Below are 11,957 nucleotides of genomic sequence, written 5' to 3'. Positions count from 1 at the left end.
GAGGAAGCCGTCGGTCAAACGGGATGGAGGAGACAGGATGGAGAGAAGCGGGACGGCTTAGAACGTGATGTTCGGGTTCCCGGCGGCCAGCGCCTGCTCGCGCACTGGCGCGGGCGGGTAGATCCACTGGGTGTTGATCATCATCTTGCGTTCCTTGCCTTCGGCGTGCGTCAGCTTGACCTGACGGTCCCAGCCTTCGGTGTAGACCGCGCCCCAGCTGCCCAGGTCCAGGCAGGTGGCGTAGAACGGCTGGCTGTAGTCGAGCGTCGGCAGGCCCAGCAGGTCGGCGGCCACGTTGTGGCCGGCAAAGCGGCCCATGAACAGCGCGTGCTGGCAGGACATCAGCGAGTAGTGGTCCTGGTCGTCGGTGAGCGCGCGCACCACGTCGCCGGCGCCGAAGACGTCCTTGGCGCCGATCACGCGGAGGTCAGGCGTCACGTCCATGCGGCCCTGGCGGTCCAGGTTCGGGGACACCTGCTTGGTCAGCGTGCTGGCCACCATGCCGCCGGTCCAGATGATGGTGTCGGTGTCGATGCGCTCGCCGGTGGCCGTGACCACGCCGGTGGCGTCCATCGACACCACACCGGCACCCAGGCGGGTTTCGATGCGAAGCTGGTCCAGCGCTTCCAGAATCTGCGGACGCGGGCCCGGGCCGAGGTCGGGGCCGATGGCCTCGTTACGCTCCACCACCACGATGCGCGGCTGGTAGTCCTTGCCGAAGATGGCGCGCAGGCGCTCGGGCAGCTCGGTCGCCACTTCCAGGCCGGTGAAGCCGCCGCCGACCACCACGAAGGTATTGCGGGAGGCCGTGCTCGGGCGCGCGGCCAGGCCCTGCAGGTGCTCGCGCAGCTTCACGGCCTCGTCGATCTGGTCCACCGCGAAGGCATGCTCGGTCAGGCCCGGCAGGGGCGGACGGAACAGGCGGCTGCCGCTGGTCAGCACCAGGCGGTCATAGCTGACCGACTGCGTGTCGCCGGAGGTGGTGGTCACATCGACGCTGCGGTCGCCCGGGTGAATCCGGTCGACGGTGCCTTCGATGAACTTCACGTTGACCGCGTTCAGCAGCGGCAGCAGGGGCACGGCCATCTGCTCAGGCTGGGCTTCATGCAGGCGGGGGCGCACGTGCAGCTCGGCCTTGGGCGATACCAGCGTGATCTCGACCACGGTGTCCGCGTTGCGCTCCATGTCCACGACACGCGCCGCACCGAGTGCGGACCAGACGCCGGCGAAGCCGCCGCCCACAATCAGAATCCTTTGTTTCATGGTCGTTTCCTCTTTATCTCAGCCAGGGGTGCCGCCGGGCACGGCAGCGATGGGATACCTACGGGAGGGCAGGGCACCGCTGCAGTGCGGGGACACTGCGGCGGTGCGGCTTGGTTGCCGTCCTGCTTGGGATGAATCGTAGGTGGAGGGGCGGTGGACCGGAAGTACCGCCACGGTACGCATGCTGTTGCCGCGCAGGCACCAATCGAGGGTGTACTCAGTGGGCGATGGCGATGACGCTTCGCATGCCCTCGCGGGCCATCTTGGCGTAGGGGCACATGCGCTCGGTATTGCGCACAAGCTCCTCGGCCACGTGCCGTTCCACACCCGGCATGCGGATGCGGACGTCCGCGATCAGCGCGTAGGCGCCATCGGCGGGGTCGCGCCCGAACGCGACCTCGACGGCCACGGTCATTGCTGCGACATCGACGTGCGCGCGCTTCGCGATCAGGCTCAGCGCGCCGTGGAAGCAGGCGGCAAAGCCCGCCGCGAAGAGCTGCTCGGGATTGGTGCCGCTGCCCGGGCCGCCCAGCGCGGCGGGCAGCCGCAGGTCCAGCATCAGATTGCCGTCATCGGATCTCGCCACCCCGGATGCACGGCCGTGCTCCGCCGTGCCGCCCGATACCGTGACGGTGGTCGTATACAGCGCGGTGAAGCCCTGGCCCCGGTATCGGTCGAGCAGCGTCAGCGGTGGAGGTTCCAGCCTCTCGTTATCCATCGTGTCTCCCGGCTGGTTGTTATCGATGCATCCAGTCGCTGAAGCTGATGTGGCCGAGCCGCGCCTCCCCTTCCGGCACCAGCGTGCCCTCCTGGAGTTCGGCGCCGAAGTAGCGCGCGTCCGGATCCGCCACGGCGGTCTTGGTAGCGCCGGTGGCCTTGAGGTAGCGCTGTACGAGGTCGCTCATCTGGAAACGCTCCGGGCCGGCGATGTCGACGATGCCGTTGACCGGCGCGGCCAGGGCGGCGTCCGCCACGGCGTCTGCCACGTCATCCGAGGCAATCGGCTGGATCAGCGCGGGCGTGATGCGCAGCGTGTCGCTGTCTCCCGCCGACTGGACGATGGCGCCGAGGAATTCGAGGAACTGCGTGGAGCGGACGATGGTGTAGGGGATGCCGGCGCCCCGGATCAGCGCTTCCTGGGCGATCTTGCCGCGGAAATAGCCGCTCTGCGCGAGCTTGTCCGTGCCGACCACCGACAACGCCACATGATGGGCGACCCCGGCGGCCTTCTCGGCGGCGGCCAGGTTGCGGCCGGATGTCTCGAAGAAGTGCAGCACCGCGTCGTCGGCGAACGAGGGCGAGTTCGCCACGTCCACCACCACCTTGGCACCGGCCAGCGCCTTGTCCAGCCCTTCGCCGGTCAGCGCGTTGACGCCCGACTTCGGCGAGGCCGCCACCACGTCATGCCCTTGCGCGACGAGACGCGCCACGACCTTCGTGCCAATGAGGCCGGTTCCGCCAATGACCACAATCTTCATGATGCTTCTCCTTGCTGAGTGCTGCGTTGCCGAGGGGGGGATGAATTCACCCTCATGCTAGACACCGGCGGCGCGTGGCGCCAGACCGACGCCAAGCGCACGGTGTTTCCTGTTTCGCACCAATCACAAGGAGACGTACAAAAAGAAGGCTAGCGGTTCACCTGCAGGCGGTATTCGCTGGGGGAGAGGCCGAAGTGGCGCTGGAAGGTCACGCGCATGCGCTCCTCGCTGCCGAAGCCGCATTCGTTGGCAATCTGGTCGATGGCCCGGTTCTGGTCCTGGAGCGCCCGCCGGGCGGCTTCGAGCCGGAACAGCTCCACGCCCTTGGCCGGCGTGCGGCCGGTCTTCTGCTTGTAGACCCGTGCGAAGTTGCGCGGGCTCATGCCGACATAGTCGGCCAGCTGCTCGACGGAAAGCTCGGCCCGGGACAGGTTTTGCACGATCCACATATGGAGCGACTCGAACACCGGCACCTGCCGGCTCTGCGTGATCAGCATCTCGCTCAGTTGCGGCTGCGCGCCGGGCCGCTTCATGTACACCGCGAGTTCCTTGGCGGTGTTCAGCGCCACCTCGTGGCCGTAGTCGGCCTCCACCATGGCGAGCGCGAGGTCGATGCCGGTGGTGACGCCGGCCGAGGTCCAGAGATGCTGCTGTTGCACGAAGATGGCGTCGGCGTCCAGGTCCACGCTGGGAAACAGCTCGTGGAAGCGGTCGCGCATCGCCCAGTGGGTGGTGGCACGCTTGCCGTCGAGCAGGCCGGCGAAGCCCAGCAGGAAGGCGCCGGTGCACACGGACGCCACGCGCCGCACCTTGCACGGCGCGTCGTGCAGCCAGGCGATCAGCGACGCGGAATGCTGGGCCACGTCGATGATCTTCGGGGAGCCCGGCACGATCACCGTGTCGACAAGGCGCAGATCGAGCGTCTCCAGCGACTCGACCTGCAGCATCGTGCCTTCCGCCGACGGTACGGCGCCGCCATCCAGGCTGGCGGTATGACAACGGTAGCCCGCCAGCCCGTGCTCGTGCGCGTAGCGGGAAGCGGCCCAGAACACGGTTTGCGGTCCGGCCAGGTCGAGCAGGCTCACTTCGGGATAGACCACGAAAAGAATATTGCGTGGCATCTGTTCAATGTTCCCTGCGTACGGCGTAGGTATCTGGCCCATGGCTGGTAGCGCTGAAATCGGTGGATGTTAAGTCTTGCGGACAATCTGGCGCAAGACCGTGACCGGCGGATGTCGGGCTGCCTGGTGGACCCGGCGGACCCGGCGGACCCGGCGGCACGTGGCGCAGATCGATCACGGCCTGCATCAGCGCAGGGCGTTCGACCATGCCGAGGTAGGCACCGTCCCGGGTCACGACCAGCGGGTCCGCCGGGTGCCGGTGCAGCGTCGGCGTCAGTGCCCGCGCCAGCTCGATGACCGTGGCATCGATGCAGAGCCGGTGCGGCGCGTGCGAGACGAACTGCACGCAGTGTTCGCGATGGATCCAGCCCCGGTAGCACGGCAGCCGCACCACATCGCCAATCAGCTCGCGGCAGATCACCCCCACCGGCACCTCCCCCCTCAGCACGGCCACCGCGCTGGCGGTGGGATGCTGGGCCAGGATCCGCAGCGCGTCACCCAGGGACTGCGTGTGCTGCACGGCGGGAATTCGGCGCAGCAGGGTCGGCAGCACAGCCGTTGGCACGCGATACGGGTCTTGTCTCATCGGGGAGTCGGGGGGCCCACGCTGGCGCAGGCTGGATCGGGACACTGTCAGAGCGAGTCTAGTCAGGCGCGGGATGGTGAACAAGACACCTGGCGCGGCCACGAAGTTTCCCCGTACGCACCAATCGCCCGGCCGATGCCCGGTACGTGCCGAACGCGGCGGGCAGCTTGGCAGGAATTATGGGAACGCTGTCATTTACGTCACATTGGCCCCTAATTACCATCGAAGCAAGTCCAGAACAGGCCGAAAAACCGGCCGGCATCGAAGTCTTTAGTGAGAAGCAAGCATGAACAATGCAGTACGCGTCGCGGTGGTGTACCACAGTGGGTATGGTCACACGCGCCGACAGGCGGAAGCCGTGCACGCGGGCGCCGCCAGTGTCATGGGGGTAAGGAGCGTGCTGATTCCCGTGGAAGACGTCGACGCGCACTGGAAGGACCTGGAATCGGTCGACGCGGTCATCTTCGGCACGCCCACCTATATGGGTAGCGCCTCCGCGCAGTTCAAGGCGTTCATGGACGCCTCGTCGCAGACCGTGTTCGCCACCGGCGCCTGGAAAGACAAGGTGGCCGCCGGTTTCACCAACGCGGCCTCGCGCTCCGGTGACAAGCTGAACACGCTGCAGCAACTGGCGATTTACGCCGCGCAGCTCGGCATGCACTGGGTCAACCTGGGCCTGCCGCCCGGCCACAACCACTCCGGCTCCACCGAGGACAGCATGAATCGTCATGGCTACTTCCTTGGCGCGGCGGCCCAGAGCGATGCGGATGTCTGCGCCGATGACGGCGCCACCGCGGCGGACCTCAAGACTTCAGCCTACCTGGGTGCGCGCGTGGCGCGTGTGGCCCTGCAACTGGCGGCCGGCCGGGCCGAGCTGGCCAAGCTGTCGCTGGCGGCGTAATCACCGCGGCGGCCCGCGCACCGGCTCCGGGTGGGTGCCCTAGGTGGGCACCCTCAGGTGGGCACGCTCAGGCCGCTTCCTGCGCGGCAGCCAGGTAGCCGTGAATCTGCGAGACGACCACAGCCCCTTCGCCCACGGCGGTGGCCACGCGTTTGGTCGATCCGGACCTCACATCGCCGATGGCGAAGATGCCCGGCACGCAGGTTTCCAGCGTGTTGGTCGGCTGTCCGGCCAGGGTGCCTGTCAGCACGAAGCCCTTCTGATCCAGGCCCACCTGGCAACCGCCCAGCCATGCCGTATTCGGGTCGGCGCCGGTGAACAGGAACACATGCTGAATCGCTTTCTTCTCTTCCACACCCGTCTCGCGGTTGCGGAGTACCACGCCGGTGAGCCGGGCGTCGCCGCTCAGGTTCGTCACTTCGGTATGCGCATGGACGGTGATGTTGGGCTGCGCGGCGATGCGGTCGATCAGGTACCGGGACATGCTCTGTTCGAGGCTCGCCCCCCGGATCACGATATGCACGTGCGCGGCGTGCGCGCCGAGGAACACGGCGGCCTGACCGGCCGAGTTGCCGCCGCCCACCAGCACCACTTCCTGGCTGGCGCAGAGCTTGGCTTCCACCGGCGATGCCCAGTAATAGAGTCCCCGGCCCTCGAACATCGCCCGGTTCGGGATCGGCGGGCGACGGTAGGCGGCGCCGCTGGCGATGACCATCGTGCGCGCGCGCACCGTATCGCCGGCCTTGGTACGCACCTTGTGCACCGTGCCGCAGTCCAGCCGGGCGACTTCGACGGGGCTCGCGATATGCGCGCCGAACTTCTGCGCCTGGGCGTAGGCATTGGCGGTCAGCGTGTGGCCCGAGATGCCCGCCGGAAAGCCGAGGTAGTTCTCGATGCGCGCGCTGGCGCCCGCCTGCCCGCCGGGCGAGAGGGCGTCCAGCACGATCACGCGCAGGCCTTCGGACGCCGCGTAGACGGCGGCGGCGAGTCCCGCCGGGCCGGCGCCGATGATGCCGACGTCGTAGACGCGGTCCTTGTCGAGTTCGGGCAGCAAGCCGAGGCAGGCCAGCACCTGCGTGGTATCGGGGCGGCGCAGCACCGTGCCGTTGGGGCAGATCATCAGCGGGAGGTCGGCCTCGTGGGCGTCGAACTTGCGCAGCATGCCGGCGGCGTCCTCGTCGGTGTCGAGATCGAACACCGAGTAGGGGTAATTGTTGCGGCGCAGCAAGGCCTGGAGTTCGACCATGGCGGCGTCGCTGCCGTGGCCGACCAGCGACGGGCCGCGCCCGCGCTGGATCATCGCCGTGCGGCGCAGGATCAGCGCCTGCATGATCAGTTCGCCGAGCACCGCCTCCGCCACCATCAGGGAGCGCAGGCAGGCCGGGCGCACGACGATGGCGCGCACATCCTCCATGGCGATGCCGTCCACCAGTTCCGGCATGCCGGAAAGCTGGCCGATCTCGGCCAGGAAGTTGCCCGGGCCGTGTTCCGTGACCAGCGTGCTGTCGCCGATGCCGTCACGCTGGACGATGCGCACCCGCCCTTCCACCACCAGCACCAGCCCGCTGGCCGGGTCGCCGGTGCGCACCACCAGTTCGCCGGCACGCCAGGTCCGTTCAGCGCCATAAGGCGCGATCCGGGCGATGTCTGCGGCGGTCAGGTGCGGGTACATCTGCCGACGATGAAACGCAATGACCGGAGCGCCCGGTTGCTCTCCCGACGCATCGCCAGCGGCGGTGGCGGAAGTGAGGGGGTTCGGGAGGGTGTCCATGGCGTTTTCGAGGGTGAGGTGGGCTTGGATTGCAGAGTAGCAGTCCGGCCCCGGAAACTCAGTCATGCACTCGGCGACTCCCGTACGACTTACGTATATCGATCCGCAACCGCTTCGACTGGGGAACAGCAGGAATGAACCGATCCGACACATTGGACCCGGCGGCAGGCGTGGCATCGATCGTCCCGGCGACGCCCTTGGCGCCCGGGGAGGCCATGGAACGTGGCTTCCGCGTCAGCCTCCCGAATCGCGCCGATGCGCTGTCCACGGGCTTTGCGGCGAGCTACGCCGGCATCATGGCCTTCATGGCGGTGGCCAGCGAGGGCAGCTTCGCCAAGGCCGGCGAGCGCCTCGGCATCGGCCGCTCGGCGGTGAGCCGCAACGTGCAGAAGCTGGAGACGCAGCTGAGCACGCGGCTGTTCCTGCGTACCACGCGCACCACACAGCTGACACGCGAGGGCCAGCGCTTTTTCGAGAATTGTCATCAGGGCGTCACGCATATCGTCGAGGCCATGAACGACATGCTGGAGCTGCGCGAAGGCCCGCCGCGCGGCATGATCCGCATCAGCGCTACCGTGGGCTTTGGCCGGAAGGTGGTGGCACCGCTGCTGGAGCCATTCATGGCCGCCTATCCCGAGATCGCCATCGAATTGCTGCTCGACGACCGGCCCACCGACTTCGCCTCCGAGCAGGTCGACGTGGCCTTCCGCAACGGGCGCATCGAGGACTCCAGCATCATCGCCAAGCAGCTGATTCCGATGCAGATGGCGCTGTGCGCGTCGCCCGCCTACGTGGCGCGGCACGGCCTGCCCGATACGCTGGAAGACCTGAGCCGGCATACCTGCATCAACTTCCGCTTTGCCAGCGGGCGGGTCTTCGAATGGGAGTTCAAGGTGGAGGGGCAACTGCGCAAGGTCATGCCGACCGCGCGGCTCACGTTCAACGACGCCGACCTGGTCCTGCATGCGGTCCTGCAGGGCTGGGGCATCGCGCAGCTGGCCGGGTACCAGATCGCCGAGCCCCTGGCCGCCGGGCAACTGGTGGTGGCGATGGGCCGCTACGCGCCCGACGACCGCGGGCACTACCTCTGCTACCTGAGCCGGCAGCACCTGCCCACGCGCATCCGCGTGTTTATCGACTTCATGACCGATGCGATCCGCGCGCAGGCGCTGAACTGCCTGACCGACTTCAACCCCGAGCCGGATCTGATCCCGGCGCCGATCGGTTGAGTGCCGCCGCGACGAAGTCGATGAACACCTTCGCGCGGGCGGGCAGGCGCCGCCCGAAGCTGTGCAGCACCTGCAGCGGCACGGGCCGCAGGCCGACATCGGGCAGCACCACGCGCAGGCGGTCGGCGTCGAGATCGGCCTGCACAGCCGTGCGCAGGATCTGGGCGATGCCCAGCCCGTTGACGGCGGCGGTGCGCAGCGCCTCGCCGCTGTCCGAGTCGAACGCGCCTTCCAGCGGCACGCGCGCCCCATCGGCAAAGGCGATCGGCACCACCTGCCCGGCCAGCCGGTAGCGCACGTGCCGGTGCGCGGCCAGATCCGCCACCGTGCGTGGCACGCCGTGCCGCTCCAGATAGTCCGGGGAGGCCACCAGCACCAGCGGCAGGTCCGCCAGCGGCTTGGCGAACAGGCCGCTGTCGACCACCTGCCCGGCGCGCAGGGCCAGGTCGAAGCCTTCACGGATCAAATCGACATGCTGGTCGCTGACGCTGACCTCCAGCGCCAGCCGGGGATGGCGCGGCATCAGGATCGCCGTGACCGGCCCCAGCAGCGAGCGCGCGAGGTCGCTCGGCATGCTGATGCGCAGCGTGCCCACCGCCGTGGACGGGGTGCCCAGCACCTCGGCGGCCTCCTCCAGCCCTCGCACCAGCGACGCCACGCGCCCGTAGTAGGCCTGCCCCTCGTCGGTCAGCTCGAAGGCGCGCGTCGAGCGGTGGAACAGCTTCACGCCCAGCCGCGCCTCCAGCCGCGCAATGCTCTTGGACACCGCCGAGGGCGTGGTGCCGAGCCGCCGCGCGGCGGCCGTGAACGAGCCCGCTTCCACGGCGCGGACGAAGGCGGACAAGCCATGCAGGCGTTCGATCGACATTGATGACAGGTTGGCACAAGTGATGGGTCTATTGTAGGGCTGGGAGGCCCCGGCCCGCTCTGGCTAAATGCGTAGGCAAACCCATCAGGGTTATCGAGGAACGCATATGAACACGCTAGCAGGAAAGGTCGCCGTCGTTACCGGCGGCAACAGTGGCATCGGTTTCGCCATCGCCCGTCAATTCGTCGACCAGGGCGCCCATGTGGTGATCGTCGGGCGCCGCAACGACGCCGTGGAGGCCGCCGTGGCCGAACTGGGCGCGAAGGCAGTCGGCCTGACCGGCGACATCGCCGATCTCGCCACCCACGACCGCGTGGCCGCCCTCGTTGCCGAGCGCTTCGGCGGCGCCGACATCTACGTGGCCAACGCCGGGATGAACATCATCACCGAATCCGCACAGGTCGGCATCGACGAGTACGACACCCACTTCGCCACCAACACCCGGGCGGTGTTCTTCGGCGTGCAGAAGATTGCGCCGGTGCTGCGCAACGGCGGCGCGGTGCTGCTGGTCAGCTCGATTGCCAGCGGCAAGGTGCTCGACGGCCACGCGGTCTATGCCGGCAGCAAGGCCGCCATCGAAGCGTTCGCGCGGAACTGGGCGCTGGAGTTCAAGGGACGCGGCATTCGCGTCAACGTGATCAGCCCGGGCCCGACCGAGACGCCGATCCTGGCCAAGCTGGGCGTCGGCCCGGCCGAGCGCCCCGGCTTCGAGGCCGCCATGGCCGCCGCCATCCCGCTGGGCCGGCTGGGCCGCGCCGACGAGGTGGCATCGGCCGCCGTGATGCTGGCAGGCAATGCCGGGAGCTTCATCACCGGCGTGAACCTGCGCGTGGACGGCGGCATCTCGCTGACCTGAGCCGGCTGATCCGGGCGCAGAAACGAAGAAGCCCGCCGGAAGGCGGGCTTCTGTCATGCGTACAGCGGTGTAGTGCTTACTGCGGACGGTTCACCGAGATGTCGAAGAACGGCACCGGCGCGCTGAGGCTGATCATCACGCCCACGCCGGTGTTGTTCAGCGTCATGGCAATGCCCTCGCGCACGCTGGCGGCGGCCGCGCGATAACGCAGGCCCGGCAGCGGGCTGTTCTGCGTCCAGGTGTCCGGACGGCCGTCGCCGCGCAGGCGCGAGTAGACGCCGGTCACCGGATCTGCCGCAGTGATCGTCGTCGACGCCTGTTCCATCAGGATCGTGCCGTCGGCGAAGGCCGTGGTGTCCCAGTACGAATTGGTCGTGCCGACCACCGGCACCGCGCGCGCGATCGCCTTGGTGGCGACCACGATGCCGTTGCCATGCGAGATCACGGCGGTGATCAGGCCATCGGTGCCCTTGAAGGCCACGGCTTGCGCCACACCGCCCGAGGTATAGGTCAGGCTGAAGCCGCCCTGGGGGTTGGCAGAGACCTCGGCCAGTTCCTCGGCGGCCCATGGCGTGCAGGCGCTGGTCCCCGTGCAATCCGAGCCCGCGGTCATCTTGCCGTCCGCGTTCAGGGTGAACGTCACGCGCGTCGGGGCGAACGCCACGGTGGAGTCGTCCCGCTCGAAGCCCAGGCCGTTCCAGTTGCCGGCCAGTTCCGCCAGCGGCAGGGTCTGCGCCGGGACGATCAGGGCGGGAATGACGCCGGAGGTGGTCGGCGGCACGAACATGCCCATGCCCGACTTCGCCATCATGATGTCGAACCCGTATGGGGCGATGCCGGCAGCGAAGTGGCAGTCATCGCCGCCAACGGGCGTAAGCGGCAGGGCGGGGCCCGGTTCGGCATCCGGGCTGAAGCTGGTCAGCGGGATGAGCGACGTGGTGTTGGCGTCAAACTTGAACGCACCGCCACCGCCGCCTACCGCCATCAGGAAATAGTTGCCCGTGCGCAGCCCCGCGCAGGTGGCCGAGGCCGGCTGCAGGATCGTGCCGATGGCGGTTGCACCGGCGTTGCTGCCCACCGCTGCCGACAGGTCGCCCAGCGTGGTCTTCGCCGTGGCCAGGCGTGCCATCAGTTGGTCCAGCAGCTTGTCCAGCGCATTGCCGGCGTTGCCGCCATTGGCGGCCACCAGCGGTGCCTTGAACGGGTCGATGCCCGTCAGGTCGACCACGCCGGTCAGGACCAGGCTCACGGCATTGTTGGCCTTGGTCAGGCCGTCCGCGGTGACGAGGTTCTGGGCATTCTTGTCGAACTGGGTGAAGAACGTCGTGGTGCTCCCGCCCGCCAGCGAGGCGGTCAGCAGTTCGGTCAGCGGCGTGATGTTGGCCACGGCGCTGGTGCCGGAGCCGCCTTCCACCACCGAGTGCAGCGTCGTGCCGTCCGGCGTGGTCACGGCCAGCACGCACGGACGCACGGCGTTGTCGATATTGAGGGTGAACGTGCCGTCAGCGGCCGTGGTGGCCGTGCCGCTACCCGTGGCGCATTTCGCCTGGACCGTGGCGCCAGCCAGCGCCGCACCGACCGCAGCCGTGCCGCTGATCTTGGTGGTCACCGGCGCGCTGCCCGAACCGCCGGCCGGCGTGCTGGTGGTGCCATCCCCGGAGCCGCCGCCGCAGGCCGAAAGCACCGCAGCCGCCAAACCCGTCAACAAAATCCTCGATTTCATCCCTGACCTCTTTCTTATGATGTCTTTCCCCGCGCAGCGACCCGCAGCGCGTACCCGCGGGCAAATCTACGATGCCCGGCGGCGTGGAGTGTCAGGGAGTGGTCTTGCGCCGGCCAACCCGCTGTGGGGGGATTGACAACACAACAGGATTGGCACATTTC

The 11,957-nt window shown here is 68.2% G+C and carries 11 protein-coding genes; 3 read left to right on the top strand and 8 right to left on the bottom strand.

The annotated features are described in order from the left end of the window. Positions 1 to 57 precede the first annotated feature (57 nt). The 5 genes from AC1DFU_RS04155 to AC1DFU_RS04135 form a co-directional block, all read right to left on the bottom strand. The gene (locus AC1DFU_RS04155; protein WP_441591208.1) at positions 58 to 1,263 is read right to left on the bottom strand and encodes an NAD(P)/FAD-dependent oxidoreductase; all 1,206 of its coding nucleotides are present in this window, start codon (positions 1,261 to 1,263) and stop codon (positions 58 to 60) included. 217 nt (positions 1,264 to 1,480) lie between these two features. Continuing rightward, entirely contained in the window at positions 1,481 to 1,981 is a 501-nt protein-coding gene (locus AC1DFU_RS04150) for an Ohr family peroxiredoxin (protein ID WP_092294108.1), read from the bottom strand. Between the two features lie 19 nt (positions 1,982 to 2,000). After that, complete coding sequence (locus tag AC1DFU_RS04145; RefSeq protein ID WP_441591207.1) at positions 2,001 to 2,741, bottom strand: SDR family oxidoreductase; 741 nt, start codon at positions 2,739 to 2,741, stop codon at positions 2,001 to 2,003. A gap of 149 nt (positions 2,742 to 2,890) precedes the next feature. Next, entirely contained in the window at positions 2,891 to 3,862 is a 972-nt protein-coding gene (locus AC1DFU_RS04140; RefSeq protein ID WP_441591206.1) for a GlxA family transcriptional regulator, read from the bottom strand. Between the two features lie 4 nt (positions 3,863 to 3,866). Then, positions 3,867 to 4,448 (bottom strand): CBS domain-containing protein, encoded by a 582-nt coding sequence (locus AC1DFU_RS04135; RefSeq protein ID WP_441591205.1) that lies wholly within the window; start codon positions 4,446 to 4,448, stop codon positions 3,867 to 3,869. A 286-nt stretch (positions 4,449 to 4,734) separates the two neighbouring features. On the opposite strand from AC1DFU_RS04135, the gene AC1DFU_RS04130 reads away from it, so the two are divergent. After that, complete coding sequence (locus AC1DFU_RS04130) at positions 4,735 to 5,349, top strand: flavodoxin family protein (protein WP_092294117.1); 615 nt, start codon at positions 4,735 to 4,737, stop codon at positions 5,347 to 5,349. A 67-nt stretch (positions 5,350 to 5,416) separates the two neighbouring features. Here the strand turns inward: AC1DFU_RS04130 and AC1DFU_RS04125 are convergent, their stop codons facing one another. Further along, positions 5,417 to 7,120, bottom strand: coding sequence for an FAD-dependent oxidoreductase (locus tag AC1DFU_RS04125; RefSeq protein WP_441591204.1), 1,704 nt, complete (start codon positions 7,118 to 7,120; stop codon positions 5,417 to 5,419). Positions 7,121 to 7,335: 215 nt separating this feature from the next. Between AC1DFU_RS04125 and AC1DFU_RS04120 the strand changes: the two genes are divergently transcribed. Further along, positions 7,336 to 8,349, top strand: coding sequence for a LysR family transcriptional regulator (locus tag AC1DFU_RS04120; protein ID WP_441591368.1), 1,014 nt, complete (start codon positions 7,336 to 7,338; stop codon positions 8,347 to 8,349). Here AC1DFU_RS04120 and AC1DFU_RS04115 read toward each other — a convergent pair. Beyond that, positions 8,309 to 9,217, bottom strand: coding sequence for a LysR family transcriptional regulator (locus tag AC1DFU_RS04115; RefSeq protein ID WP_092294123.1), 909 nt, complete (start codon positions 9,215 to 9,217; stop codon positions 8,309 to 8,311). The genes AC1DFU_RS04120 and AC1DFU_RS04115 overlap by 41 nt on opposite strands. Before the next feature lie 106 nt (positions 9,218 to 9,323). On the opposite strand from AC1DFU_RS04115, the gene AC1DFU_RS04110 reads away from it, so the two are divergent. After that, on the top strand, positions 9,324 to 10,073 hold the full coding sequence (locus AC1DFU_RS04110) for an SDR family NAD(P)-dependent oxidoreductase (protein WP_092294125.1): 750 nt from the start codon (positions 9,324 to 9,326) through the stop codon (positions 10,071 to 10,073). 76 nt (positions 10,074 to 10,149) lie between these two features. Here AC1DFU_RS04110 and AC1DFU_RS04105 read toward each other — a convergent pair whose 3' ends face one another. Next, positions 10,150 to 11,796 carry a hypothetical protein gene (locus AC1DFU_RS04105; RefSeq protein WP_441591203.1) on the bottom strand — a complete coding sequence of 549 codons (1,647 nt, stop codon included), beginning with the start codon at positions 11,794 to 11,796 and terminating at the stop codon, positions 10,150 to 10,152. Positions 11,797 to 11,957 lie beyond the last annotated feature (161 nt).

It is taken from the genome of Cupriavidus sp. 10L45 (assembly GCF_056395225.1).
This window is presented reverse-complemented; position numbering and strand designations above follow the sequence as displayed.

Excerpts from the sequence above, each read along its gene's own strand:
- AC1DFU_RS04125 (WP_441591204.1), bottom strand. The coding sequence starts at position 7,120 with ATGGACACCCTCCCGAACCCCCTCACTTCCGCCACCGCCGCTGGCGAT.
- AC1DFU_RS04130 (WP_092294117.1), top strand. The coding sequence starts at position 4,735 with ATGAACAATGCAGTACGCGTCGCGGTGGTGTACCACAGTGGGTATGGT.
- AC1DFU_RS04145 (WP_441591207.1), bottom strand. The coding sequence starts at position 2,741 with ATGAAGATTGTGGTCATTGGCGGAACCGGCCTCATTGGCACGAAGGTC.
- AC1DFU_RS04120 (WP_441591368.1), top strand. The coding sequence starts at position 7,336 with ATGGAACGTGGCTTCCGCGTCAGCCTCCCGAATCGCGCCGATGCGCTG.
- AC1DFU_RS04150 (WP_092294108.1), bottom strand. The coding sequence starts at position 1,981 with ATGGATAACGAGAGGCTGGAACCTCCACCGCTGACGCTGCTCGACCGA.
- AC1DFU_RS04115 (WP_092294123.1), bottom strand. The coding sequence starts at position 9,217 with ATGTCGATCGAACGCCTGCATGGCTTGTCCGCCTTCGTCCGCGCCGTG.
- AC1DFU_RS04155 (WP_441591208.1), bottom strand. The coding sequence starts at position 1,263 with ATGAAACAAAGGATTCTGATTGTGGGCGGCGGCTTCGCCGGCGTCTGG.
- AC1DFU_RS04105 (WP_441591203.1), bottom strand. The coding sequence starts at position 11,796 with ATGAAATCGAGGATTTTGTTGACGGGTTTGGCGGCTGCGGTGCTTTCG.
- AC1DFU_RS04140 (WP_441591206.1), bottom strand. The coding sequence starts at position 3,862 with ATGCCACGCAATATTCTTTTCGTGGTCTATCCCGAAGTGAGCCTGCTC.
- AC1DFU_RS04110 (WP_092294125.1), top strand. The coding sequence starts at position 9,324 with ATGAACACGCTAGCAGGAAAGGTCGCCGTCGTTACCGGCGGCAACAGT.
- AC1DFU_RS04135 (WP_441591205.1), bottom strand. The coding sequence starts at position 4,448 with ATGAGACAAGACCCGTATCGCGTGCCAACGGCTGTGCTGCCGACCCTG.